The 26,072-nt window shown below is 44.5% G+C and carries 24 protein-coding genes; 12 read left to right on the top strand and 12 right to left on the bottom strand.

Annotation, left to right across the window (positions count from 1 at the left end; genetic code table 11):
- Window positions 1–74: 74 nt before the first annotated feature.
- Entirely contained in the window at window positions 75–1,355 is a 1,281-nt protein-coding gene (locus R7M72_RS09825; protein ID WP_005379948.1) for an HlyC/CorC family transporter, read from the bottom strand.
- A gap of 124 nt (window positions 1,356–1,479) precedes the next feature.
- Entirely contained in the window at window positions 1,480–2,274 is a 795-nt protein-coding gene (locus tag R7M72_RS09830; protein WP_005379950.1) for an inner membrane protein YpjD, read from the bottom strand.
- Window positions 2,275–2,498: 224 nt separating this feature from the next.
- Between R7M72_RS09830 and ffh the strand changes: the two genes are divergently transcribed.
- The 5 genes from ffh to rplS all read left to right on the top strand — a co-directional run bounded on the left by ffh (window position 2,499) and on the right by rplS (window position 6,101).
- Window positions 2,499–3,881: a signal recognition particle protein gene (ffh, locus tag R7M72_RS09835; protein ID WP_005385423.1), complete on the top strand. Its 1,383-nt coding sequence runs from the start codon at window positions 2,499–2,501 to the stop codon at window positions 3,879–3,881.
- Window positions 3,882–4,090: 209 nt separating this feature from the next.
- Window positions 4,091–4,339: a 30S ribosomal protein S16 gene (rpsP, locus tag R7M72_RS09840; protein WP_005379962.1), complete on the top strand. Its 249-nt coding sequence runs from the start codon at window positions 4,091–4,093 to the stop codon at window positions 4,337–4,339.
- A gap of 29 nt (window positions 4,340–4,368) precedes the next feature.
- On the top strand, window positions 4,369–4,917 hold the full coding sequence (gene rimM / locus R7M72_RS09845) for a ribosome maturation factor RimM (protein ID WP_005379964.1): 549 nt from the start codon (window positions 4,369–4,371) through the stop codon (window positions 4,915–4,917).
- Window positions 4,918–4,944: 27 nt separating this feature from the next.
- Complete coding sequence (gene trmD / locus R7M72_RS09850; RefSeq protein WP_017635923.1) at window positions 4,945–5,706, top strand: tRNA (guanosine(37)-N1)-methyltransferase TrmD; 762 nt, start codon at window positions 4,945–4,947, stop codon at window positions 5,704–5,706.
- Between the two features lie 41 nt (window positions 5,707–5,747).
- Window positions 5,748–6,101 (top strand): 50S ribosomal protein L19, encoded by a 354-nt coding sequence (gene rplS, locus R7M72_RS09855; RefSeq protein WP_005379971.1) that lies wholly within the window; start codon window positions 5,748–5,750, stop codon window positions 6,099–6,101.
- Between the two features lie 312 nt (window positions 6,102–6,413).
- On the opposite strand, the gene yacG is transcribed toward rplS, so the two are convergent.
- The 8 genes from yacG to nadC form a co-directional block, all read right to left on the bottom strand.
- Window positions 6,414–6,608 (bottom strand): DNA gyrase inhibitor YacG, encoded by a 195-nt coding sequence (gene yacG, locus R7M72_RS09860; protein WP_017635922.1) that lies wholly within the window; start codon window positions 6,606–6,608, stop codon window positions 6,414–6,416.
- Window positions 6,609–6,766: 158 nt separating this feature from the next.
- Window positions 6,767–7,507 carry a cell division protein ZapD gene (gene zapD, locus R7M72_RS09865; RefSeq protein WP_005373086.1) on the bottom strand — a complete coding sequence of 247 codons (741 nt, stop codon included), beginning with the start codon at window positions 7,505–7,507 and terminating at the stop codon, window positions 6,767–6,769.
- Between the two features lie 27 nt (window positions 7,508–7,534).
- On the bottom strand, window positions 7,535–8,149 hold the full coding sequence (gene coaE / locus R7M72_RS09870) for a dephospho-CoA kinase (protein ID WP_054576332.1): 615 nt from the start codon (window positions 8,147–8,149) through the stop codon (window positions 7,535–7,537).
- Window positions 8,150–9,019 (bottom strand): prepilin peptidase, encoded by an 870-nt coding sequence (locus R7M72_RS09875; protein ID WP_054576331.1) that lies wholly within the window; start codon window positions 9,017–9,019, stop codon window positions 8,150–8,152.
- A gap of 64 nt (window positions 9,020–9,083) precedes the next feature.
- Window positions 9,084–10,307: a type II secretion system F family protein gene (locus R7M72_RS09880; RefSeq protein ID WP_017635918.1), complete on the bottom strand. Its 1,224-nt coding sequence runs from the start codon at window positions 10,305–10,307 to the stop codon at window positions 9,084–9,086.
- A gap of 23 nt (window positions 10,308–10,330) precedes the next feature.
- Window positions 10,331–12,016: a type IV-A pilus assembly ATPase PilB gene (gene pilB / locus R7M72_RS09885; protein WP_318056153.1), complete on the bottom strand. Its 1,686-nt coding sequence runs from the start codon at window positions 12,014–12,016 to the stop codon at window positions 10,331–10,333.
- Between the two features lie 8 nt (window positions 12,017–12,024).
- Window positions 12,025–12,459, bottom strand: coding sequence for a type IV pilin protein (locus R7M72_RS09890; RefSeq protein WP_171344525.1), 435 nt, complete (start codon window positions 12,457–12,459; stop codon window positions 12,025–12,027).
- Between the two features lie 262 nt (window positions 12,460–12,721).
- Window positions 12,722–13,609, bottom strand: coding sequence for a carboxylating nicotinate-nucleotide diphosphorylase (gene nadC, locus R7M72_RS09895; protein ID WP_258664543.1), 888 nt, complete (start codon window positions 13,607–13,609; stop codon window positions 12,722–12,724).
- Window positions 13,610–13,701: 92 nt separating this feature from the next.
- On the opposite strand from nadC, the gene ampD reads away from it, so the two are divergent.
- The 5 genes from ampD to lpdA all read left to right on the top strand — a co-directional run bounded on the left by ampD (window position 13,702) and on the right by lpdA (window position 21,751).
- Window positions 13,702–14,253, top strand: a complete 552-nt coding sequence (gene ampD / locus R7M72_RS09900) for a 1,6-anhydro-N-acetylmuramyl-L-alanine amidase AmpD (RefSeq protein ID WP_042521337.1) — start codon at window positions 13,702–13,704, stop codon at window positions 14,251–14,253.
- Window positions 14,254–14,658: 405 nt separating this feature from the next.
- Window positions 14,659–15,426: a pyruvate dehydrogenase complex transcriptional repressor PdhR gene (pdhR, locus tag R7M72_RS09905; protein WP_005379989.1), complete on the top strand. Its 768-nt coding sequence runs from the start codon at window positions 14,659–14,661 to the stop codon at window positions 15,424–15,426.
- 48 nt (window positions 15,427–15,474) lie between these two features.
- Window positions 15,475–18,138 (top strand): pyruvate dehydrogenase (acetyl-transferring), homodimeric type, encoded by a 2,664-nt coding sequence (gene aceE / locus R7M72_RS09910; RefSeq protein ID WP_005386612.1) that lies wholly within the window; start codon window positions 15,475–15,477, stop codon window positions 18,136–18,138.
- A gap of 19 nt (window positions 18,139–18,157) precedes the next feature.
- Window positions 18,158–20,056, top strand: a complete 1,899-nt coding sequence (gene aceF / locus R7M72_RS09915) for a pyruvate dehydrogenase complex dihydrolipoyllysine-residue acetyltransferase (RefSeq protein ID WP_315956558.1) — start codon at window positions 18,158–18,160, stop codon at window positions 20,054–20,056.
- Window positions 20,057–20,323: 267 nt separating this feature from the next.
- Window positions 20,324–21,751, top strand: coding sequence for a dihydrolipoyl dehydrogenase (lpdA, locus tag R7M72_RS09920; RefSeq protein ID WP_005379993.1), 1,428 nt, complete (start codon window positions 20,324–20,326; stop codon window positions 21,749–21,751).
- A gap of 138 nt (window positions 21,752–21,889) precedes the next feature.
- On the opposite strand, the gene opaR is transcribed toward lpdA, so the two are convergent.
- A complete protein-coding gene (gene opaR, locus R7M72_RS09925) occupies window positions 21,890–22,504 on the bottom strand; it encodes a transcriptional regulator OpaR (protein WP_005379994.1) in 615 nt (204 codons plus the stop codon).
- A gap of 319 nt (window positions 22,505–22,823) precedes the next feature.
- On the opposite strand from opaR, the gene hpt reads away from it, so the two are divergent.
- Complete coding sequence (gene hpt, locus R7M72_RS09930) at window positions 22,824–23,354, top strand: hypoxanthine phosphoribosyltransferase (RefSeq protein WP_005379995.1); 531 nt, start codon at window positions 22,824–22,826, stop codon at window positions 23,352–23,354.
- Window positions 23,355–23,432: 78 nt separating this feature from the next.
- On the opposite strand, the gene can is transcribed toward hpt, so the two are convergent.
- Window positions 23,433–24,101 carry a carbonate dehydratase gene (gene can / locus R7M72_RS09935; RefSeq protein ID WP_005379996.1) on the bottom strand — a complete coding sequence of 223 codons (669 nt, stop codon included), beginning with the start codon at window positions 24,099–24,101 and terminating at the stop codon, window positions 23,433–23,435.
- A 281-nt stretch (window positions 24,102–24,382) separates the two neighbouring features.
- Here can and R7M72_RS09940 point away from each other — a divergent pair, with 281 nt between their 5' ends.
- Window positions 24,383–26,053, top strand: a complete 1,671-nt coding sequence (locus R7M72_RS09940; protein WP_005379997.1) for a SulP family inorganic anion transporter — start codon at window positions 24,383–24,385, stop codon at window positions 26,051–26,053.
- Window positions 26,054–26,072: the final 19 nt, after the last annotated feature.

The following is a 26,072-nucleotide window of genomic DNA, read 5'->3' on the forward strand; positions in this document are numbered from 1 at the left end:
CTTTAAAATACAAAACGCCCGATGAAGTACATCGAGCGTTTTAGTTAAAAAGTGTCAACCCATATCAGGACGGGTCATTTGGATGTCGATTTTTTCTTCTTCGGATAAACACGAACGAGCTTGATTCGGTTCTCTTCAATCTCAACAAGTTCCATTGGGTGACCCGCTACTCTCACACTTAGATGGCTCTCAGGAATATCTTCCAAGTGTTCTAAAATGAGCCCGTTTAGCGTTCTCGGACCATCCGTTGGTAAATCCCACTTCAGGCCTTTGTTGATATCTCGGATATTGGTGCTGCCTTCAATAAGGAAGCTTCCGTCACCTTGAGGACTGATCTCATCAGAGAGGCTTGGAGAAATTGACGTCGTGAACTCACCAATGATCTCTTCCAGAATATCTTCAAGAGTGATTAGACCGATGATATCACCGTACTCATCCACGATCAGACCGATACGTTGCTTGTTGCGTTGGAATTTCAACATTTGCACGTTCAATGGTGTGCCTTCTGGGATGTAATAGACCTCATCAGCAGCACGTAATAGCGTTTCTTTGTTGAATTCGTTCTTTTCCAACATCAGACGATAAGCCTCGCGCAAGCGCAGCATACCAACCACTTCATCAATTTGGTCACGATAGAAAACTATGCGCCCATGTGGTGAGTGGGTTAGCTGACGAACAATGGATTTCCAGTCGTCGTTAATATCGATACCAGTAATTTCATTGCGTGGGACCATAATGTCGTTCACGGTGACGTGCTCAAGATCCAAAATAGACACTAGCATGTCTTGGTGTCGGCGAGGGATCAAACCGCCAGCTTCATTTACCACCGTACGCAGCTCATCGGAGCTAAGATGATCTTCTGCTGAGTGATCCGCTCTTACGCCAAGTAAGCGGATAAAGCCATTCGTAATAAAGTTAACAAGCATCACTAAAGGCGACAGTAACTTCATCAGTATGGTCAATAATATACTGCTCGCGTAGGACACACGTTCAGGGTAAAGCGCTGCAATTGTTTTAGGGGTAACCTCGGCAAAAACCAATACAACCATAGTTAGTGCACCGGTTGCGATAGCGACACCTAAATCACCATACAAACGCATACCAATAATGGTCGCGATAGCAGACGCGAGAATATTAACGAGGTTGTTGCCGATAAGAATAAGACCAATCAAACGATCTGGACGGTCTAATAGTCTTTCGACTCGCTTAGCACCCTTATGCCCGTTTTTGGCTAAGTGTTTTAAGCGATAACGATTCAGAGACATCATCCCTGTTTCTGAACCGGAAAAGTAACCTGATATGACGATAAGACACGCGAGTAGCGCAAACAAGATACCCGTAGAGATGTCGTCCAAAACGTTGCTGTTCCTTGTAAGTATTGGGTTATATAACGGTTGAGTAAGTCCGTTAAGTCAAAGAGTTAAGGCGTACTGTATTTTATCTAGCCTAAAATATAAAGGATAGGAGCCCTAGAGCTCCTTAATTCAAGATGATTTCTTTTACAAAGCGACTGCCAAAATATGCCAGAGTTAACAGTGTTGCTCCTGCAACAGCGAACCATGTGACTTTTCTACCACGCCAGCCTTTTTGATAGTGACCCCAAAGCAGTATTGAGTACACCACCCAAGCGATGAAAGAAAGAATGCCCTTATGTGCCTTACCTTGGGCAAACATATCCTGCACAAAGACAAAGCCAGTAATGAGCGTGGCAGTTAACAATAAGTTACCGATCAAAATAATTTTGAAGAGTTGACGCTCCACCATTAATAGAGGCGGCAGGTTTGGGTTAATCGCCAAAGATTTTTTTGCTTTCAGTTTGTGATCCAGCCAAGCCAACTGAAGCGCATAGAGTGCCCCGATAGTTAAAGTCGCGTATGAGAAGAGCGCAAATGAAATATGAATGAGTAGCTTAGGGTCATTCTCTAGGTGCTTTATAAACGTGCTTGGCAAAAATGTGGCTGCAGATAAATTGATGGCAGCAAAGCTATAAACGACAGGCAATAAAAACCACAGTCGGTTTTTCAACATAGCAAGGCTCATGACCAGAGAAATAATAAAACTGATCAAAGAAGCCACGTTGAGAATACTCAGGTTTTGACCTGAACCATCAAAGATCAGATCACTCAAAATCCACGCATGAAAAACAAGCGCACAGGCAGCACTAGCAAACACTGTTTTTGCTTTGATTCCTGACTGTTGTGAGAGTCCGGGTATGATGGTCGCAATCGCCAAGACATAAAGTATGGCGGCCGCGATGGCTATTAAGCTATCCATGAATCCTAAATATTATTGTGCACGATGGAGAAATTATACCTTGCATTACACTTTGGGGCTACGTTATATCCGACATCAATCGTGAGAGATGAGATATTGAAATTAATAAGTTACCGCACCATATATAAATAGAGACAAGAATAGGACAGCGGTACGGGTATGACTCAGACCTTGGCTAATGTATACTCACACTAATTAATCGCCATTTTAGCGAAGAGACAAAGATGTTTGAGAATTTAACGGATCGATTATCCAAAACGCTGAAAAATATCAGTGGTAAAGGTCGTCTGACCGAAGACAACATTAAAGAAACCCTACGTGAAGTCCGAATGGCTCTACTTGAAGCTGACGTTGCGCTTCCGGTCGTTCGTGAATTTGTGAACCGCGTTAAAGAAAAAGCGGTGGGCGTAGAAGTTTCTAAATCTCTGACTCCAGGTCAGGAATTTATCAAGATCGTTCAAACAGAACTTGAAGCCGTAATGGGTGAGTCGAATGAGGCGCTAAACCTTGCTGCTCAACCACCTGCTGTGCTTCTTATGGCTGGTCTACAAGGTGCGGGTAAAACCACATCGGTAGGTAAGTTATCTAAGCTTCTAAAAGAACGTGACAAGAAGAAAGTCTTGGTTGTGTCTGCCGACGTTTACCGTCCTGCGGCAATCAAGCAGCTTGAAACACTGGCATCAGACATCGGTGTTGACTTCTTCCCATCATCACCAGACCAAAAGCCTATTGATATCGCCAATGCAGCGATTGACCATGCGAAGAAAAAATTCTACGACGTATTGATTGTCGATACCGCAGGTCGTTTGGCAATTGATGAAGAGATGATGGGGGAGATCAAAGATCTTCACGCAGCTATCAACCCAGTAGAAACGCTATTTGTTGTTGACGCCATGACGGGTCAAGACGCAGCAAATACAGCAAAAGCCTTTGGCGATGCGCTACCTCTTACCGGTGTAGTTCTAACTAAGGTTGATGGTGATGCTCGTGGTGGTGCGGCACTTTCAGTACGCCATGTCACGGGCAAACCAATCAAATTCTTGGGTGTCGGTGAAAAAACTGACGCGCTAGAACCGTTCCACCCAGATCGTGTTGCTTCACGTATTCTTGGCATGGGTGACGTTCTGTCTTTGATTGAAGACCTACAACGCAACGTTGACCAAGAAAAGGCAGAAAAGTTAGCGAAGAAGTTCAAAGAGAAGAAAGGTTTCGACCTTGAAGATTTCCGTGAACAGCTAGGCCAGATGCAAAACATGGGCGGCATGATGGGGATGATGGATAAGCTTCCAGGAATGTCCCAGCTACCAGACAATGTGAAAGACAAAGTCGATGACAAGATGTTCAAACAGATGGAAGCGATCATCAGCTCCATGACAATGAAAGAACGTCAACGCCCAGAAATTATCAAGGGCTCGCGCAAGAAGCGTATCGCGGCTGGTTCTGGTGTGCAGGTTCAAGATGTAAACCGCTTACTAAAACAGTTCACCCAAATGCAGAAAATGATGAAAAAGATGCAAAAAGGTGGCATGAAAGGCATGATGCGCAACATGCAAGGCATGATGGGCGGCATGGGTGGCGGCGGTGGCTTCAACCCATTTGGTCGTTAATTAATCGATCACGCATAGATTCAGGGTGTTAGGTTCGTCACAAACTTTAAATTCAATTTATGTTGGTGAAAAAGTAACTAAACTCCTTGCATTGCTCCGGGAGAAGAGTAAAATTCCGGAGCTTTATTTTGGCACGAGACCCCAAACTGTTTAATTTCTTGAATGGTTTTTGGGGTTAATTTTATTTTTGAGAAAGCAAAGAGGACGACATGGTAACCATTCGTTTGGCACGTCACGGCGCTAAAAAGCGTCCATTTTATCAAATCGTAGTAGCGGACAGCCGCAACGCTGCAACTGGCCGTTTCATCGAGAAAGTTGGTTTCTTCAACCCAACTGCTAAAGGTCAAGAAGAAGGTCTACGTCTAGACCTAGACCGCGTTAACCACTGGGTTGGTCAAGGCGCGTCAGTATCTGACCGTGTTGCTAAGCTAGTTAAAGACGCTCAAAAAGCGGCTTAATTTTTTACTTGAAAAGTAGAAACTAGTTTATGTCGATGAAAGGTAAAGAAACAATGAGCAACGAAAAGATTGTTGTAGGCAAGTTTGGTGCTACTTACGGCATTCGTGGTTGGCTTAAGGTTTTTTCCTACACAGACAATGCTGAAAGCATTTTCGATTACAGCCCTTGGTACATTAACCAAAAGGGCAAGTGGGTTGAGTACAAAGTAGAAAGCTGGAAGCGCCATAACAAAGGTATGGTGGCTAAGCTGGAAGGCATGGATGTTCGTGAAGACGCGCATCTAATGACGAACTTTGAAATTGCTATTGACCCTGCGGTACTTCCTGAATTGTCAGAAGATGAGTTCTACTGGCGCGAATTGTTTGGGATGCAAGTTGTAACTACTAAAGGTTACGATCTAGGTGTTGTTACTGACATGCTAGAAACTGGCTCAAACGATGTTCTGGTTGTTAAAGCAAATCTTAAAGATGCTTTCGGGCAGAAGGAACGATTAATCCCGTTCCTTGAAGAGCAAGTGATCATTAATGTTGATCGCGAAGCTCAACGGATCGAAGTTGACTGGGATCCTGGATTCTAATCTCCAAAATTACAGAGCGAGATAAACATGTGGGTTGGCGTTATTAGCCTTTTTCCAGAAATGTTCCGTTCTGTTACTGATTTTGGAGTAACAGGTCAAGCGGTTAAAAAAGGTCTTTTGTCGATTGAAACTTGGAATCCTAGAGATTTCACTCACGACAAACATCGCACAGTCGATGACCGACCTTACGGTGGTGGCCCTGGTATGTTAATGATGGTTCAGCCTTTGCGCGATGCCATTCATACCGCGAAAGCAGCCTCACCGGGCAAGACGAAAGTCATCTACCTTTCTCCTCAAGGTCGCAAGCTCGACCAGAAAGGAGTGGAAGAACTGGCAACGAATGAGAACTTGCTTCTGATTTGTGGTCGTTATGAAGGGGTAGATGAGCGCATCATTCAATCTGAAGTCGACGAAGAATGGTCGATTGGTGATTTTGTGATGACGGGTGGTGAGATACCAGCCATGACGTTAATCGACGCTGTCTCTCGGTTTGTTCCGGGTGTACTAGGGGATTTCGCGTCAGCAGAAGAAGACTCTTTTGCAAATGGCTTGTTAGATTGCCCTCACTATACGCGTCCAGAAGTATTGGATGACAAAGAGGTACCAGCGGTACTGATGTCAGGCAATCACAAGGATATTCGTCAATGGCGACTCAAGCAGTCGTTGGGCCGTACTTGGCTAAGAAGACCAGAGCTCCTGGAAAACCTAGCTCTGACTGACGAACAGGAACAATTACTTGCTGAGTTTGTTAATGAGCATAAAGCCATTAAAGAACATAACGCAAAGTAACCTAATTTATTTAGTATCAGTTTATTCTAGGAATTTAAAAAATGAGTAACATCATCAAAGCTCTTGAAGAAGAGCAAATGAAATCAGACCTACCTAAATTTGCACCAGGTGACACTGTTGTAGTTCAAGTTAAGGTAAAAGAAGGTGACCGTGAGCGTCTACAGGCTTTCGAAGGCGTTGTAATCGCAATCCGTAACCGTGGTCTACACTCTGCTTTCACTGTACGTAAGATCTCTAACGGTGAAGGTGTTGAGCGTACGTTCCAAACACACTCTCCAATCGTTGATAGCATCGAAGTTAAACGCCGTGGTGCAGTACGTCGTGCCAAGTTGTACTACCTACGTGAGCGTTCTGGTAAGTCTGCTCGTATCAAAGAGAAACTTGCTAAGAAGTAATGCTATAACTAGCGTTCTCATCTTAAACGGAGTCCTTTTAGGGCTCCGTTTTTTTATTTGTGTAATTAGCTTGCTCGTTTCTTTTCTCCCGACCTGCACTGTCGATGCTCATGCACTGACGTACACTCCACGCCTCTACCTTGCTGTGAATAGATTCCTGATGCCGCTATGGCTCCTCGGAATGACAGGAAATGATGGTCAAAGATTATATAGCACTGAGGTTAAAATTCGTCATTCTGGACAGCGACGAAGGAGCGTGATTCAGATTCCCCAAGAAGGAACCTAGGGTATTCCTTTACCCTAGGTCTTAATTTAATACTGGTCTTCAGACCAGCCATCACTGTCGGACATATCGGGTGCGCCTGGGATGGTGTTTTCTTCATCTGCCCATTCACCAAAATCAATCATTTGGCATTGTTTACTGCAGAAAGGGCGATGAGGACTTTGTTCTCCCCATTCTACGTCGGCGCCACATTGTGGGCATTGAACGATGGTAACTTTAGACATAGTTGAGCGTCCCATTACTAATTGGTGTTAAAGGGTAGTATACCTAAACGAATTAAAGATGGCTTATTCAACGCGCTATTGCTGCTACGAAATTTTATCAAATATAAGCGCAATAAAGCGTTGAATTTTAGATTATGGAGGCGAGGCGTAGTGTCGTCTTAGCTGCAAACAGCAAGTTCAAATTCAATATCTTGTGTGCATGCTTGACCGTTTTCAAACGACATGAACTTGATCGCAAAGCGGTTTTTATGGCCTGAAATCATAGGATACACGCCATATTCCATTGGGATGTGAAGTCTTAGAATGTTGGCTTCATCAGCGTCACTTTGGAAGAAACCTGCACGACCGATTTGAGCTTTGAAATGTCCGGTCTCTCTAGTGAGCTTTAACCATAACGAAAGCGCATCAGATAAGGGCTTTAAGCTTGCTTGCCACTGTTGTGCATCACGCTTTTTACGTTCAATAGGTAGATGAAGCCAGTAGTGTAATGCTGGCAGATCAAAACAGCATGAACCACCCGGTAGATTAAAGCGTTGACGGATAGAGCTTAGGAAGCGATCTTCTTTTAATGCTTGGCCAAAACGTTCAGCACCCATTAGTTGGCTATGAACGACATCTATCTCTTGTAGCAAGGTATTTAATGCGTCTTGATCGACACCATCAACATTGAGCCAATGGCGGTACGACAGCCGTTGCTTCTCAAGATCTTTAGCCAGTTCACTTTTCAGTTGGATCTGTTCGAAGATTTCAACCATATCGAATAACGCACGAAAAAACAGTTGGTACTGGTGATTTTCGCTAAACCCAGAGGCCAAGTGAGCCTGACGCAGCAGAGACTCCACTCTTAGATAAATACGAGTTTTCTCATTTAACGGATGTTCAAATTTGTGCGTGGTCATCGACATAAGCCTTTGTGAGTTTCGTTCCTATTTTCGCAGATTTTTCTTACACATGGCTAGGTACTTTTCGTGCAAATCTGTGATTTGAAGCAAAAGATCTGGGTCACTTGGATTATTCTTAACCACATCGTCTGCAAGCGTGAGTCTTTGCTCTCTTGATGCTTGAGAGGCAAGGATAGCGCGAGCTTGTTCTTCATTCACATTGTCTCGTTTCATCGTGCGAGATATCTGTGTATTCGGTTCTACATCGACGACAAGAACTCGATCACACAAACTGTCTAGCTTGTTTTCTACGAGCAACGGCACCACAAGTAACGCATACTCTGAGGTGACTTGCTGCAAATCTTCGATCATCTTTTCACGAATTATCGGGTGCAACAGTGCGTTGAGCCATGCTTTTTCATCTGAGTTTGAAAAGATTTTCTCTCTCAGCTTTGCGCGATCTAAAGTTTGGTCTTCACGAACGATATCGTAACCAAAATGTTCAATAATCGCGTTTAGGCCGGGAGTGCCTGGCTCGACAACTTCTCTTGCTACAATGTCGGCATCGACGATATCGATTTTAAATTGTTGTTTGAACAGATTCGCGACGGTTGTTTTACCGCTAGCGATACCACCTGTTAAACCAATAACCAAAGCCATTTACACTCCTAGAACTGAAGTAAAGTACCAGTTTAAAATCTGGTCGCCCCAAATTAAGCTTATCCAACCAGCAATTGCTAAGTAAGGACCGAAAGGAAAAGCTTTTTCAATTCCCTGTTTTTGCAAGCGTAGTTGAATGATGCCAAATACGATGCCAACCACAGAAGAAAGTAGAATGATCATCGGCAGTGACTGCCAGCCCAGCCAAGCCCCTAGTGCTGCGAGTAGTTTAAAATCACCATATCCCATTCCCTCTTTACCAGTAAGTAGCTTAAAGCCCCAGTAAACGGACCAGAGACATAGGTAACCAGCAATAGCACCAATGACAGAATCTTGTAGAGTAACAGGACTTATTTCGACTAATGCTAAGGCAATGCCAGCCCAAGTTAATGGTAATGTTAATTGGTCAGGTAACAACATCGTATCGAGATCGATAAATGTTGCGGCGATTAAGATAAAAGTGAAAAAGAGTAGGGCAACGGTAAAGTAACTAAAACCAAAGTGGTAAGCGACAAAGCCTGAGCAGAACGCAGTGAGCAGTTCAATCAGTGGATAGCGTGCGCTAATGGCTGTCTGACAGTTGTGGCATTTGCCTTTTAAAAGTAGCCAGCTAATCACAGGGATGTTGTCTCGAATACGTATCGGCGTTGCGCACTTCTGACAGGAGGAGCGTGGGACGCTCAAGGTCAGCACTTCTTTAGGAGGTTCTATTTTGTATTCAGGAAATGACTCGGCACATTCGCGTCGCCATTCTAGTTCCATGATTTTAGGTAGTCGATAAATAACCACATTGAGGAAGCTACCCACGATCAGACCGAAGATGGTGGCAAACAGAACGAATAGCCAAGGGTAGTACTGGAATACTTCCATATTTGTCTCTTGAGCGATGAGTGAAATCAGCAAGATGCTGTTTTAAAGGAGTTAACAGCTCATTCTAGCCCAATACACTCATTAAGTTAAAGATTGGCAAGTACATTGCTGTCACTAATCCGCCAACAACGATACCTAAAAATACGATAATTAGTGGCTCTAGAATTTTACTAAGGTTGTCGACGGTGTTGTCGACTTCAAACTCGTAGATCGTTGCAACTTTATTGAGCATATCGTCAAGTCGACCAGACTCTTCACCGATCATGACCATTTGTAACACTAATTCAGGGAACACATTACAGTTACGCATGGCAACATACATTGGCATACCTGCGGCGGTATCACGGTAAACTTCTTCTATGGCGAGTTGATAGTGTAAGTTTCCTGAGGTTTTTGATGTGGTTTTTAAACTGGTTAGAATTGGAATACCCGCTGTAAAGCTTGTGGCGAGTGTTCGACTAAATTTGGCGATAGCGGCTTTTGATAATACAGGCCCAAGGACCGGAAATTTAAGCACAGAGCGGTTGAGCATTAAGCGAAAAGAATCTGAACGCTTAGAGAGGATTCTCGCCGAAATGAATAAACTAATGGAGCCTAGTGCGATAAACGGACTCCAGTTTTGTGTCCAGGCGGAAAGATCTAATACTTGCCTGGTAAACCACGGTAAGTCAGCACCAAAACCAACAAACATTTTTTCAAACTCGGGAATGACTTTGGTGAGCATGATAAACGACACGCCTAACGCTACTAGAACTACCATGGCTGGGTAGATCAGTGCTTTGATCACTTTCGCACGGAGTTGTTCATTTTTTTCTCGGTAGGTGGCTAAGCGCTCGAACACTTCTGCTAAGTTACCGGATTGCTCACCTGTGGCGATAAGATCGGTATAGAGTGGGTCAAAGTGTTCACTTGCAGTGCGCATGGCTTTTGACATGGGCGTCCCCGCTTCAACGGCGCGTGTCACGCTCATCAAAATGGATTTCATCTCTGCTTTTTTATGATTTTCTGAGACCAATTTTAAAGCCTGAACTAAGGGTACACCGGTTATCAACATCGTCGAAATCTGACGGGTAAACACCGTGATGTCTCTGCCTTTCACGCGATGGCTGAGTTTAGTGAGAAACGAGATACTGCTTTTCTTTAACTTCTTGATCTTGATGTGCTGTGCGTCTAGACGCTCGCGTACTTCAATTTCTGTCATCGCGAGGGTTTGTCCAGACGTCTTTTTGCCAGAACTGTTGATGCCTTTCCAGCGGAAGTTTTTAAGTTGTGGTGTAGTGCTTTTCATAGAGGTGACTGCTGATTAAAGGATTAAAAATAAAGTACGCGCTGTAGTTCACTAAAACTTGTGATCCCTTGTTTGAGTTTTTCTATGCCCGACATTTGTAACGTGCTCATACCATTTGCGATGGCGAGTTTTTCTAGTTCATGTACCGACGCGCCTTTAATAAGCGCTTCGGAAAGAAATTCATCAAAGCGCATCACTTCATAAATCCCCGTTCGGCCGGAATAACCATGGGTACACTCATTGCATCCATCGGGATTGGCTTTAAAAATGTTGTCGCTTGCTTGAATTCCGAGATGTTGTAGCTGAACGGTAAGCTCTTGTGATTGTTTGCAGTGCGAGCACAGTTTACGGGCTAAGCGCTGGGCAATAATCAAACTAAGAGATGAGGCCAAGTTAAAGCTTTCTACGCCCATGTTTGATAAACGAATAACCGTTTCAGCCGCAGAATTGGTATGCAAGGTTGAAAGTACTAAGTGACCGGTTTGCGATGCTTTTATGGCGATTTCCGCAGTGTCTAAGTCACGAATCTCACCGACCATGACCACATCGGGGTCTTGACGAAGAAAAGAGCGCAGGGCTTCGGCAAAACCAAAACCAATCTTAGGCTGAACTTGAACTTGGTTAATGCCCGATAAGTTAATTTCTACTGGGTCTTCTGCCGTAGAAATGTTGATTTCTGGTTTATTGAGGATACTCAGCCCGGTGTACAGAGAAACGGTTTTTCCGCTCCCGGTTGGGCCTGTCATCAGAATCATGCCTTGTGGGCGACGCAGCGCATCCAAGTACAATTGTTTTTGTTGTTCGCTATAACCAAGCTTGTCGATATCCAGTGACGCAGAGCTGCTGTCGAGCAGTCGTAGTACAATTTTCTCTCCGAATAGAGTCGGTAGCGTGGATACACGCATATCAATTGCGGTGTCTTGATTCAACTTGAGCTTAATACGCCCATCTTGTGGTAAACGTCGCTCTGCAATATCAAGTTTAGAGAGGATTTTGATACGAGCGGATAAGCGGCGACTTAAGTGGCTTGGTGGCTGCTGTGTTTCAATTAAGATGCCATCACAGCGTAGGCGCACGCGGTACATCTTTTCATAAGGCTCAAAGTGGATATCGGATGCACCTTTGCGCACAGCGTCCAACAGAATTTGGTTGATGTAACGGCTAACAGGAGACTCATCTTGGCTCAAGTCTTCAATGTTGTCGATTTCATCTGCGCCCACGTCAACTAGGTTGGCTAACTCTTCTTGGTTGATCTCTTTTAACCCAGACTTTTCTTGCCCAAGTGCGCGGCCATATAAGCGCCGAATCGCAGCGGTCAGCTCGCGAAAATCAGCGAGAACAAGTTCTACTTGCAATCCTGTCGCAAAGCGAAAATCATCTTCTGCTTGTTGGTTGGTGGGGTCGGCAATCGCTAATAATAACGTTGAAGACGTACGCTGGAGTGGGAGTGCGTTATGCCGCGTGATTAATTCCCTAAGGCCAAGTTGCTGACAAAGCGAAGCATACTCGTACTGAGATAACTCGGGCTGATTTAAACCAAAGAGAGAACTTAAGTGCTCAGCGAGTTCGCTTGACGTAAATAATCCAGAACTGAGTAAAGCCTCTGGCATCGAAATGCCAGAAGCTTTGACTTGCTCTATTAACGATTCTTCTTGGGAAAAGGTCAGTAACCCTTTTTGGCGAAGAATTGTTGAGAGATTTGTTAACATTTATGTTATCAGCAGCCTTTTGGTCGAGTTTCTGCGGTAATTGCTGTTGCATTGTTTGGAGTAATTAAACATGTCCAGCCTGAAGACGATTTACTGTACGTTATAACGGCGGTGTTTACTGAAGAGTTATCAAATGTGAAAGTAGCATCTGCTGAGCTCACCGTTAAATTAGCTAGTGCTAAGTCTCCAAGTCCGCTCATAGTTGTAGATGCGCCAACTTTAGGTAGTGTCATTCCTACATATGTCCCATTTTCCTGTTGGTACATATCAATGTTTGTTAGAAGGTTTCTAACTGTAGTTGCGCCAGAGGCCAATTCGCTTTTTGTCACATAACTTTTATATGCAGGGATTGCGACTGCTGATAACACTCCAATAATCGCCACCACGATCATCAATTCGATCAGAGTAAAACCCTGTTGTTTTTTCTGTTTACTGTTTTTCATTTTTAACCCTTTCTTAAAAATTAATAATGCTCTTGCATTGGCAAAAGATTATGGAGAGTTAAGGTGGGTTGAAAATGGGGAAGGGATGGGCTCTCGAGTGAGATAAAACTCTTTGGTGAAAAGTTGCATATCGCATGCAGAGTTTTGCGAGTAGTACTATTTTTTTAGTGGATAAAAAGAAAGGGCCAATTGGCCCTTTTAAATGAAGAGTTACTCACAACTTACTGAGTTAGTTGAAGTAATTGAGATTGTGTTGCTTTTATTATTTGAAGCGCATCGAAAGATCCATCGCTTTTAAATGCTTAGTCAACGCGCCTACCGAAATGTAATCGACACCGGTTTCTGCGTATTCTGCGATGGTCTCTAGCGTAATGTTGCCGGAGTTCTCTAAAGCGGCACGACCTGCGTTAATCGCTACGGCTTCACGCATCATTTCTTTTGTGAAGTTATCGAGCATGATGATGTCGGCACCAGCCTCTATCGCTTGTTTCAACTCTTCTAAGCTTTCCGTTTCTACTTCTACTGGTTTGCCTGGGTTAAGCTCTTTCGCTTTTTGGATGGCTTGAGTGATGCCACCACAAGCAATAATGTGGTTTTCTTTAATGAGGTAAGCGTCGAACACGCCGATGCGATGGTTAAAGCCACCACCACACGTCACGGCGTATTTTAGTGCGCTACGCAGACCAGGAATGGTTTTGCGTGTGTCGAGTAGACGACACTCAGTATGCGCGATTTTTTCAGCGTACTCTGCGGTAACTGTTGCGCAGCCAGACAGCGTTTGGATGAAGTTCATTGCGTTACGCTCACCAGTCAACAAGTCACGAGCAGGGCCTGTCAGCGTGCAAAGGGTTTGGTTAGGTTCGACTTTATCGCCGTCCTTTACGTGCCATTCAATGCTGACCTTGCCACCGAGCTGTTTAAAAACTTCATCAGCCCATGCTTGACCACAGAACACACCATGCTCACGAGTAATAATCGTTGCGGTATTAACCGCCTCGGCAGGGAGCAAAGATGCAGTAATGTCGTTATCTGCGTCTACACTGCCACCTAGATCTTCTTTTAAGGTATCAGCGACAGAGCGAGTGATCTCTAAAGGGAGTTGTTGTTTAAGGTATTCTAGGCGTTCTTGAATGTTGTGTGTGTTCTTCATCGCAAATCTTGTCTTGAAAGGGAGATGGCAACGAATGATACTCTCCGGTGTCAATAATTTCAGCAGTTAATTTGCAAAGTAGAGAGGTTGATATGCGCCCAATTATCGAGAATGGCTGGCTGACACAGGCAAAGCATGTTCCGTCACCATTTTTTGATGCCCGCTCTGATATAAACGACATCTCTCTGCTGGTGGTACACAACATCAGTTTGCCTCCTGGGCAGTTTGGTGGACCATATATAGAGGACTTCTTCACTGGCAAGCTAGACCCAAATGAACATCCATTTTTTGAAGTTATTCACAAAATGGGCGTTTCTGCACATTGCTTGATTAAAAGAAACGGCGAGGTTGTTCAATTTGTTTCTTTTCTTGATAGAGCATGGCATGCCGGTCAATCCAGTTTCGCGGGCAGGGAGCGTTGTAATGACTATTCCATTGGTATCGAGCTTGAAGGGACAGAATTTACTGCCTACACAGAAGCGCAATATCAATCACTTGCAGAGATCACTGAGGTGATTATGCAGTCTTATCCTCAAATCACCCCGCCACGAATTACCGGTCATCAATATATTGCGCCCTTGAGAAAAAGCGATCCTGGTCTAAGCTTTGATTGGGTGAAATATAGACTGCTTATACAGCGTTGATTTGTAGCGAAAGTGTAAATTCAAAAAAGCGAAATAAATAAGGCATACGATCAGGTATGCCTTTTTTTGATACCAGAAATATTAATGATTGTTAAAAGTTAACTACATTTTTACGCTCGCATATGCCGTTTTGGTGAATAAATAGACTGATAATTTTGTCATTTTCTGTATTTCTTTTCCAAAACTGCTAGCACGTCGACTTCCCATTTGTATGCTTTATGTAATTGGTCATACCAATTCTATTGCTGTTTTAACAGTCGATTGTTATCAGAGTGTTGGAAGTAAGCTCGTTCTATGATTTAGGTCAATTTTCGGCTGGACAGTGGCGTTTTAATTATGTTAATTTCTGCACCAACTTAAAATTGGTATTACCAATTACCTGCAAGAGTAGAAGAACAATAAATTATGGCTTATCAAAGGATTCGTCAGCCAAAACTCTCTGATGTTATAGAACAAGAGTTAGAAAGGTTGATAGTGGAAGGAACATTGTCTCCGGGGCAACAACTGCCTCCAGAGCGTGAACTGGCAAAACAGTTCGATGTGTCTCGTCCTTCAGTCCGAGAAGCCATTCAACGCTTGGAAGCGAAGCGTTTGTTGACTCGTCGCCAAGGTGGCGGAACATTCGTAAGTGAAAATATCTGGAAGAGCTTTTCAGATCCCTTGTTGAATTTGTTGTCTAGTCATTCTGAAACCCAGCTTGATGTGCTTGAGTCTCGTCATGCGATGGAAGGAATTTCAGCCTACTTTGCAGCTTTACGTGGTACCGAAGAAGATTTTGCGCGTATTCAAGGTTGCCTTGAGCGCATTAGCCAAGAGCAAGCAAACAACGATATCGAAGCTGAATCTGCGGAAGTGATGCAATTTTTGATCGCTTTGACAGAAGCCGCGCACAACGTGGTTCTGTTGCACATTGTTCGAAGCTTAGCGCCTTTGCTTGAGCAAAATATTCTACAAAATTTTAAATTACTACGTCGCCGCCCAGAAGCGGTCGAGAAAGTCAGTAAACACCGAGCCAATATCGTGGATGCGATTGTTTCTGGTCAGCCTGAAAAGGCGCGAGAAATGTCCCACTCGCACTTGGCTTACATCGAAGAAACATTGTTGGATTTGACTCGAGAAGAGTCTCGACGAGAGCGTTCTCTACGTCGAATTCAGCAGGGTAACGACTCGTAAGAGCGTTACTTAAATAAGTAGATCCAACCAACAGAAGGATAGATCGCCATGTCTGATATGAAGCATGACGTAGATGCACTGGAAACTCAAGAATGGCTACAAGCGCTTGAGTCAGTTGTACGTGAAGAAGGTCTAGAGCGTGCTCAATTCCTATTAGAGCAAGTTCTAGATAAAGCACGTCTAGACGGTGTTGATATGCCAACAGGTATCACAACTAACTACATCAACACGATTCCTGCAGACCAAGAACCAGCATACCCAGGTGACACAACACTTGAGCGTCGTATTCGCTCAATTATTCGTTGGAACGCTATCATGATCGTTCTACGTGCATCTAAGAAAGACCTAGAGCTAGGCGGCCACATGGCGTCTTTCCAGTCTTCTGCTGCGTTCTACGAGACATGTTTCAACCACTTCTTCCGTGCACCAAACGAGAAGGATGGTGGCGACCTAGTTTACTACCAAGGTCACATTTCACCAGGTATCTACTCACGTGCATTCGTTGAAGGTCGTCTAACTGAAGAGCAGCTAGACAACTTCCGTCAAGAAGTAGACGGCAAAGGTATTCCTTCATACCCGCACCCTAAACTGATGCCTGAATTCTGGCAGTTCCCGACAGTATCGATGGGCCTAGGTCCAATCGCTTCTATCTACCAAGCTCGTTTCCTTAAGTACCTAGAAGGCCGTGGTCTTAAAGATACTTCAGAGCAGCGCGTTTACGCGTTCCTAGGTGACGGTGAGATGGATGAGCCAGAATCACGTGGTGCTATCTCTTTTGCTGCGCGTGAGAAACTAGATAACCTATGCTTCCTAATCAACTGTAACCTACAGCGTCTAGATGGCCCTGTAATGGGTAACGGTAAGATCATTCAAGAACTTGAAGGTCTGTTCAAAGGTGCTGGTTGGAACGTAGTGAAAGTAATCTGGGGTAACAACTGGGATTCACTACTAGCTAAAGATACGACTGGTAAGCTTCTACAGCTTATGAATGAAACGATCGACGGCGACTACCAAACATTCAAATCAAAAGATGGCGCGTACGTACGTGAGCACTTCTTTGGTAAGTACCCAGAGACAGCTGCACTTGTTGCTGACATGACTGATGACGAAATCTTCGCACTTAAGCGTGGTGGTCACGAGTCTTCTAAGCTATACGCGGCATACAAAAACGCGGCAGAAACTAAAGGTCGTCCAACAGTAATCCTAGCTAAGACTGTTAAAGGTTACGGCATGGGTGAAGCGGCTGAAGGTAAGAACATCGCGCACCAAGTTAAGAAGATGGACATGACTCACGTACTACACCTACGTGATCGTCTAGGTCTTCAAGACATCCTAACTGACGAAGCAGTGAAAGAACTTCCGTACCTGAAACTTGAAGAAGGTTCAAAAGAGTACGAATACCTACACGCTCGTCGTAAAGCGCTACACGGCTACACGCCACAGCGTCTACCAAAATTCACTCAAGAATTCATCGTTCCTGAGCTAGAAGAATTCAAGCCACTACTAGAAGAACAGAAGCGTGATATCTCTTCTACTATGGCATTCGTACGTGCACTAAACGTTCTACTTAAGAACAAGAACATTGGTAAGAACATCGTTCCTATCATTGCTGACGAAGCACGTACATTCGGTATGGAAGGTCTGTTCCGTCAAATCGGTATCTACAACCCGCACGGCCAAACATACACACCAGAAGACCGTGGCGTTGTTTCTTACTACAAAGAAGCGACTTCAGGTCAGGTTCTACAAGAAGGTATCAACGAGCTAGGTGCTATGTCTTCATGGGTTGCTGCTGCGACTTCATACTCGACAAACGACCTACCAATGATTCCGTTCTACATCTACTACTCAATGTTCGGCTTCCAACGTGTTGGCGACATGGCGTGGATGGCTGGTGACCAACAAGCACGTGGTTTCCTACTAGGTGCAACTGCGGGTCGTACAACGTTGAACGGTGAAGGTCTACAGCACGAAGACGGCCACTCGCACATTTTGGCGGGTACGGTTCCTAACTGTATTTCTTACGACCCAACGTTCGCGTACGAAGTAGCTGTAATCATGCAAGACGGTATCCGTCGCATGTACGGTCCAGAACAAGAAAACGTGTTCTACTACCTAACGCTAATGAACGAAAACTACGCAATGCCAGCAATGCCAGAAGGCGCTGAAGAAGGCATCCGTAAAGGTATCTACAAGCTAGAAACTTACACGGGCGACAAAGCGAAAGTTCAGCTAATGAGTTCTGGTACTATCATGAATGAAGTACGTAAAGCAGCTCAAATCCTAAGCGAAGATTACGGTGTTGCTTCTGATGTTTACTCTGTAACGTCATTCAACGAACTAACTCGCGATGGCCAAGATGCAGAGCGTTTCAACATGCTTCACCCAGAAGCGGAAGCGAAAGTACCTTACATCCAAACAGTAATGGGTACTGAACCTGCTATCGCAGCAACTGACTACATGAAGAACTACGCAGAGCAGGTTCGTGCATACATTCCTGCTGAGTCTTTCAAAGTTCTTGGTACTGATGGCTTCGGTCGTTCAGACAGCCGTGAAAACCTACGTCGTCACTTCGAAGTGAACGCAGGTTACGTAGTAGTAGCAGCGCTAACTGAACTAGCGAAACGTGGCGAAGTTGAGAAATCTGTAGTTGCAGAAGCAATTAAGAAATTCGACATCGACACAGAGAAAACAAACCCGCTATACGCTTAATTAAGAAGGTAGATAAGAAATGGCAATCGAAATTAATGTACCAGACATCGGTGCGGATGAGGTTGAAGTTACTGAGATTCTTGTAAGCGTTGGCGACAAGGTTGAAGAAGAGCAGTCTCTGATCACAGTTGAAGGCGATAAAGCTTCTATGGAAGTTCCTGCTTCTCAAGCGGGTATCGTTAAAGAAATCAAAGTTGCAGAAGGCGACAAGGTTTCTACTGGTTCTCTAATCATGATTTTCGAAGCCGAGGGTGCAGCTGACGCTGCACCTGCTCCTGCGGCAGAAGCAGCTCCAGCAGCAGCTCCAGCTCCAGCAGCAGCGGCAGAACTAAAAGAAGTTCACGTACCAGACATCGGTGGTGATGAAGTAGAAGTTACTGAAATCATGGTTGCCGTTGGCGACAGCATCGAAGAAGAGCAATCTCTTCTAACTGTTGAAGGCGACAAAGCTTCTATGGAAGTTCCAGCGCCATTCGCAGGTACTCTAAAAGAGATCAAAGTTGCAGCAGGCGATAAAGTATCGACTGGCTCACTTATCATGGTATTCGAAACAGCAGGTTCAGGCGCTCCAGCAGCACCAGCGGCAGCTGAAGCTCCTGCGGCAGCAGCTCCAGCAGCGTCTGCGGCAAAAGAAGTGAACGTTCCAGATATCGGCGGCGACGAAGTTGAAGTTACTGAGATCATGGTTGCGGTTGGCGACACAGTGGAAGAAGAGCAATCTCTAATCACTGTTGAAGGTGACAAAGCTTCTATGGAAGTTCCTGCACCATTCGCTGGCACAGTTAAAGAAATCAAGATTGCAGCTGGCGACAAAGTGTCTACTGGCTCACTAATCATGGTATTCGAAGTGGCGGGTGCAGCACCTGCTCCTGCAGCAGCTCCAGTTCCAGCTCAAGCGGCAGCACCTGCAGCTCCGGCTCCTAAAGCAGAAGCTCCGGCGGCAGCAGCTCCAGCAGCGACTGGCGATTTCAAAGAAAACGATGAGTACGCTCACGCGTCTCCAGTTGTTCGTCGTCTAGCGCGTGAATTTGGCGTTAATCTTTCTAAGGTTAAAGGTTCTGGTCGTAAGAGCCGTATCCTAAAAGAAGACGTTCAAGCTTACGTGAAAGATGCACTTAAGCGTCTTGAGTCTGGCGCAGGTGCAGCAGCATCTGGCAAAGGCGACGGCGCGGCTCTTGGTCTACTACCATGGCCAAAAGTGGACTTCAGCAAGTTTGGTGAGACAGAAGTTCAACCGCTATCTCGCATTAAGAAGATCTCTGGCGCAAACCTACACCGTAACTGGGTAATGATCCCGCACGTTACACAGTGGGATAACGCAGACATCACGGCTCTTGAAGCATTCCGTAAAGAGCAAAACGCGATTGAAGCGAAGAAAGACACTGGCATGAAGATCACACCACTTGTGTTCATCATGAAAGCGGTAGCTAAAGCGCTTGAAGCGTTCCCAGCGTTCAACTCTTCTCTATCAGAAGACGGTGAGAGCCTAATTCTGAAGAAATACGTGAATGTTGGTATCGCGGTAGATACACCAAACGGTCTAGTTGTTCCTGTATTTAAAGACGTGAACAAGAAAGGCATCTACGAGCTATCTGAAGAGCTAATGGCGGTTTCTAAGAAAGCACGTGCTGGTAAGCTAACTGCGGCTGACATGCAAGGTGGCTGTTTCACTATCTCTAGCCTAGGCGGTATCGGCGGTACAGCGTTTACTCCAATCGTAAACGCACCCGAAGTTGGTATCCTAGGTGTGTCTAAGTCAGAAATGAAACCGGTATGGAACGGTAAAGAGTTCGAACCGCGTCTACAACTTCCACTGTCTCTATCATACGACCACCGTGTGATCGATGGTGCTGAAGGTGCGCGCTTCATCACTTACCTAAACTCATGTCTATCTGACATTCGTCGTCTAGTTCTGTAATAGAAATTAGATGAATGAGAGGCGGCAACTTAGCCGCCTCTGCTAATCATAATTACCGACAATTTGGTTATCAGCCTTGCTTCGTTCAGGGTTTTCACAATCGAATTGTTGTCTAGCTCACAGGCTAAATTGATTTACTTTTCACACCATTAACATCTCTGTAAACTGTTAGCGGTCTGAAAATAACTGTTTAAAACAAATCTCTCTTAAACATAAAAAATCGATACCCACTCAGCCTGTTAGGGATAATGACTACAAGAGGTCAAAATGAGCAAAGAAATTAAAGCCCAAGTTGTTGTACTTGGTTCTGGTCCTGCTGGTTACTCCGCTGCATTCCGTTGTGCGGACTTAGGTCTTGAAACTGTACTAGTTGAACGTTACAGCACGCTTGGCGGTGTATGTCTGAACGTGGGTTGTATCCCATCTAAAGCACTGCTTCACGTTTCTAAAGTAATTGAAGAAGCGAAAGCGATGGCTGACCACGGCGTTGTGTTCGGTGAGCCTCAAACAGACATCAGCAAAATCCGCATCTGGAAAGAAAAAGTTGTTAACCAACTAACTGGCGGCCTAAGCGGTATGGCTAAGATGCGTAACGTAACAGTAGTTAACGGTTACGGTAAGTTCACTGGCCCTAACTCTATCCTTGTAGAAGGCGAAGGTGAGCCAACAGTTGTTAACTTTGACAACGCAATCGTTGCGGCTGGTTCTCGTCCAATCAAACTGCCATTTATCCCGCATGAAGACCCACGTATTTGGGACTCTACTGACGCTCTTGAACTAAAAGAAGTGCCAGAAAAACTGCTTATCATGGGCGGTGGTATCATCGGTCTAGAAATGGGTACGGTTTACCACTCTCTAGGTTCTAAAGTTGAAGTTGTTGAAATGTTTGACCAGGTAATTCCTGCAGCAGACAAAGATATCGTGAAAGTATTTACTAAGCGTATCAAAGACAAGTTCAAGCTAATGCTAGAAACGAAAGTAACAGCAGTTGAAGCAAAAGAAGACGGTATCTACGTTTCAATGGAAGGCAAGAAAGCGCCAGCTGAAGCTGAGCGTTACGATGCGGTTCTAGTTGCTATCGGTCGTGTACCAAATGGTAAGCTAATCGACGGTGAAAAAGCGGGTCTAGAAATTGACGAGCGCGGCTTCATCAACGTTGATAAGCAAATGCGTACTAACGTTCCTCACATCTTCGCGATCGGTGATATCGTTGGTCAACCAATGCTTGCTCACAAAGGTGTGCATGAAGGTCACGTAGCTGCTGAAGTTATCTCTGGTAAGAAGCACTACTTCGACCCTAAAGTTATCCCTTCAATTGCGTACACTGAGCCAGAAGTGGCTTGGGTTGGTAAGACTGAAAAAGAAGCGAAAGAAGAAGGCATCAAGTACGAAGTAGCAACATTCCCATGGGCAGCATCAGGTCGTGCAATCGCATCTGACTGTGCAGACGGTATGACTAAGCTAATCTTCGACAAAGAAACTCACCGCGTAATCGGTGGTGCTATCGTTGGTACTAACGGTGGTGAACTACTTGGTGAAATCGGCCTTGCAATTGAGATGGGCTGTGATGCAGAAGATATCGCTCTGACTATCCACGCTCACCCAACTCTACACGAGTCTGTAGGTCTAGCTGCTGAAGTATTTGAAGGTTCAATCACTGACCTGCCAAACAAAAAAGCAGTTAAGAAGAAGTAAGCTTTTTCTGACTGAATGATAGAAGCCGCTGCATTGCAGCGGTTTTTTTATGCTTGTTATATAGGAATATAAATGTGTGCTTAGCAGACAATAAAAAGCCCACCAAACGGTGGGCTGACATATATTACGAGCTAAGCTTTAGTGTTCACGGTTGTAAATGCAAAGCATATCTAAGTATGAATTCACTAGATGTTTCAGCTCCGCTTCACCTTTAGCGCGGTTCGCTTGGACAAACAGTGAGTAACAAATACCGTGGAACAGGTTTGCCAAGTGTTCTGAATCGTGCTGGTCACACACCTCACCGCGTTCAATTGCTTTAATGAACATGTTTTGTACCAGCAACTGGTTAGTACGGTTAGTTGAAACAAACAATGGCCATACTTCATCACGTGTTGAAGCACTCCACTCGAACCATACTTTTAGCCAGTGACAGTCTTGGCTGACAAGCTCGATCATCGCATTAGTAATATTGGCGATGTTTTCACGTGCATGTAAGTCTAGGTCTATGTTATCCGATAGGAAGTTTGAGAACTGACGTACGACGTGATTGAGAACTTCATCCACCAAGTCTTCGCGTGTAGGGAAGTAGTTAAAAACAGTCGCCACAGAGACTTGAGCAATTTCTGCGATATCTGCGTGACCACCACGACCGATGCCGCGGCGCGCAAATACTTCCAATGCGATTTCCATTAACTGTTGCTTACGCTTAATTGGAGAAAGCCTAGTTCTAGGTCTCTTTGCAATTGAGTCCATATCCATTTTCCTTGCCATTTGAGTTGATATTGGGGGTAACCCCCTAATTGATTATTTTAATAGTTGCTTAAAGCAGTGATGAGTGTAATGGTGCATATGCACAAGGTCAACATCTGTAGAACAATTTATATACAGTAATGTCATTATTATTGATAAATTTAGCTATGAACTTTATAAAACTAAGACCTTCTTCCAAGATTTTTTGGCAACAGGATGCGACTTTCAACCCAATGAACGTGGTGATACACTACACGCCGTAAGATTAGGTGATCGTTTGCGTGCGACTTACCTCAACCCACAAATTTAGATTGAGCACAGTATGAAACATACAATAGAAGTCATGATTTCTGAGCAAGAAGTTCAGGAGCGAGTTCGTGAATTAGGCAAACAAATTACAGAGCGTTATCAAGGTAGTGAAGATCTTGTGTTGGTAGGCTTATTGCGTGGCTCATTTGTATTTATGGCAGACTTGGCACGTGCTATCGAACTGACTCACCAAGTTGATTTTATGACTGCGTCAAGCTACGGCAATACGATGGAAAGCTCACGTGACGTTCGTATCTTGAAAGATTTGGATGATGACATCAAAGGTAAAGACATTCTGCTTGTTGAAGACATCATTGACACTGGTAACACACTAAATAAAATCCGTGAGATTCTTTCGCTACGTGAGCCGAAGTCTATCGCTATTTGTACGCTCCTAGATAAGCCATCTCGTCGTGAAGTGAATGTTCCTGTGGATTGGATTGGTTTCGAAATTCCAGATGAATTTGTCGTTGGGGTGGGTATTGATTACGCGCAGAAATACCGCCACTTACCATACATCGGTAAAGTTGTACCTCAAGAATAATCATTGAGAGCAGCATTAAAAATATAAAAAAAACGCCCATCTAAGATGGGCGTTTTTTGTTCAACTTTTAGATATGACTTAGCGACAAAGCAGCTTGTTATCTGTATTTAGAATCGTCGAAAGAGCTTTCTGGTAAGACGCTTCTACGGTTTCCTTAGAGTTAGAACGAATGCCTAAGTACTCTAAGCGACCATCTTCAATTCCGTATACCACACCATGAATTTCAACATCTTGTCCACGCTCCCAAGCGTTTTGCAGGATGGTTGAGTTACCCAAGTTGTACACTTGCTCTGCAACATTAAGCTCGCCTAGTTTATCCGCTCGATCTTGTTGCGGCATTTGATCTAGGTAAGTGCGGTGTTTGAAATAGATATCTCTGATATGTAACAGCCAATTATTAATAAGACCTAGCTTAGGGTTATCAATGGCTGCATTTACGCCACCACATCCATAGTGTCCACAGACAATGATGTGTTTAACCTTAAGAACGTCTACGGCGTACTGGACGACGGATAGACAGTTGAGATCAGTATGGATAACTTGGTTTGCAACATTCCGATGAACAAAGAGTTCACCTGAGTATAGTCCGGTTAGTCGCTCGGCAGGGACGCGGCTATCAGAGCAGCCAATCCAAAGAAAATCAGGCTTTTGCCCCTCAGCGAGTTTTGCGAAGTATTCAGGTCGATCAGATTTGATCTCTTGAGACCATTTCGAATTGTTTTCAAATAACTGTTTTATTTCCGGCATTTTGCAAACTACTTCCCTTAAAAGACAAAATCGCTGCCGCTGTTTGTGTGCACATGCAAGCGATCAGTGTTGTAACTATACACAATGTTACAATTTCGATCTCGTTAAATATTCGTCAGATAGGACTCATCTGACTAGTTTTCATTAAGAAAAAAGTAAAATCTGGTGAAACTATTTGTGGTGTGAATTTAGCCTTAATCTATTTATGGTTTAAATTTTCGCCTAGCTCGTTAAAGTAGTGATATTTTACTTTTTAAAATTGAATGCAGGGAAAATCAGCAGTGTTCGGTAGTCGTTTTGAAGATATCAATTTCAAAGGGGATGTATTTGGCGGGGTAACCACGGCGATTATCTCTCTCCCTCTGGCGTTAGCGTTTGGTGTTGCATCCGGAGCCGGTGCTGAGGCCGGCCTTTGGGGAGCAATAATGGTCGGTTTGTTTGCCTCGTTATTTGGTGGTTCTAATACGTTAATATCAGAACCGACAGGGCCAATGACGGTAATCATGACCGCAGTATTAACCAGTATGATGGCGAAATACCCAGAAACGGGCATGGCTATGACTTTCACGGTTGTCATGATGGCTGGCGCGTTCCAAATCCTATTGGGGACGTTAAAACTGGGTAAATACGTTACCTTAATGCCTTATAGCGTTATTTCCGGGTTTATGTCTGGCATTGGTGTGATTCTTATCATTCTGCAGTTATCGCCTTTGATGGGGCATGCTGCGCCTTCAGGGGGAGTACTCGGAACGTTATCTGCTTTGCCGGAGACCATTTCTAACCTTAAGTTCAGTGAGTTGTTTTTGGGACTACTGACTTTGGGGATTCTTTTTTTCTTCCCTAAGCAATATCGTAAATACGTTCCTGCACAGCTCGTGGCATTGGTCGCGGTGACTTTATTGTCTGTGATTCTCTTTGATACAGAAGATATTCGTCGTATCGGTGAAATTCCTGCTGGGTTACCTTCTCTCGTCGCCCCTTATATTGACACAGATATGTTTGTCGAGATGGTCATTGATGCATTAGTGCTCGGCACATTAGGTTGTATTGATACTTTGTTAACGGCGGTTATCGGTGACTCATTAACTCGTAAAGAACACGACTCAGATAAAGAGCTGCGAGGTCAAGGGTTAGCTAACATGATCTCAGGCTTGTTTGGTGCGCTGCCGGGGGCGGGGGCTACCATGGGGACGGTAACGAATATCCAAGTTGGGGCTCGTTCGCCATTATCTGGTGTGATTCGTGCACTAATGTTGGCGTTGGTTGTACTGGTTGCTGGCGGATTAACAGAGCCAATCCCGATGGCTGTGTTAGCAGGCATTGCGGTGTATGTTGGCTTTAACATCCTAGACTGGAGCTTTATTCAGAGGGCACATAAGGTAAGCTTTTCCGGAATGGCGGTGATGTATGGCGTTATGTTGCTTACAGTATTCGTTGATCTTATCGTTGCGGTGGGTTTAGGCGTCTTTATCTCGAACATTATCATCATCGAGCGTTTGAGCCGAGAGCAGGCGCGACAAGTAAAAGCGATCAGCGACGCGGATGAAGATGATGTGCCGCTGACTGACAGCGAGCGTGGTTTGTTGGATCGTGCTAATGGTAAAGTGCTGTTCTTTTATCTTTCCGGTCCGATGATCTTTAGTGTTTCTAAAGCCATTTCACGTCAGCACTCTAGTATTTCGGACTATGACGTGATGATTCTCGATCTTACGGATGTACCAATGATTGATGTGACCGTCGGTTTGGCGTTAGAGAATGCGATTAAGGATGCTCTCGATGCCAATTGTGCCGTGTATTTATTATGCCCGAATGAGCGAACACGAGAACAGCTAGAGAAATTCCATGTGATTGACCTTGTGCCTGATGAAAATATGTACCAATTCCGTTACGAAGCATTGAATGCGGCGGTGGCACATGTTGAGGCAGACCAGTATCAGCGCATAACGGCGTAATCATTCTGACAGTTAAAAA

Source organism: Vibrio sp. YT-18 (assembly GCF_033337345.1).
In the GTDB taxonomy this organism is placed as follows: domain Bacteria; phylum Pseudomonadota; class Gammaproteobacteria; order Enterobacterales; family Vibrionaceae; genus Vibrio; species Vibrio alginolyticus.